Below are 409 nucleotides of genomic sequence, written 5' to 3' on the forward strand. Positions count from 1 at the left end.
ACGCGACCACGTGCCTCCAGGTCGAGGAGTCGCTGCCCGGGTGGGCGGCCACGATCGTGTCGACCACCTCGGCGTCGTCGCCCGAGGCGGCCCGGGTGACGAGCGTGTACCGGCATCCCTGGGCGTCCAGCGCGTCGGCCGTGTCCGGCGAGCGTCCGGTGAAGGCGGTGATGCCCCACGGCTCGCCGTCGGCGTGCGCCGTGTACCAGGCGAGGTGGGCGCGCGCGAACGCACCCACCCCGAGGTGCACGATGCCGGGTCGGCGATCGGTCATGCCGACACCGGTACGAGGGACCGCAGGTACGCCAGGTTGTCGGCGGTGCGGGCCTCGAGCGGGAGGTCGGTGGAGAAGTCCTCGATCGTGACCCAGCCGTCGTAGCCGACCTGGCGGAGCGCGTCGAGGTACTCG

The 409-nt window shown here is 73.1% G+C and carries 2 pseudogenes; both read right to left on the reverse strand.

The window, feature by feature from the left end:
* Window positions 1–274, reverse strand: a pseudogene (locus BIV03_RS16735) (mannitol dehydrogenase family protein); the annotation flags it as partial.
* Window positions 271–409: pseudogene (locus BIV03_RS20160) on the reverse strand (sugar phosphate isomerase/epimerase); the annotation flags it as partial. The pseudogenes BIV03_RS20160 and BIV03_RS16735, both read right to left, overlap by 4 nt.

Origin of the sequence: Curtobacterium sp. MCBA15_016 (genome assembly GCF_001865105.1) — a bacterium.
GTDB lineage: Bacteria > Actinomycetota > Actinomycetes > Actinomycetales > Microbacteriaceae > Curtobacterium.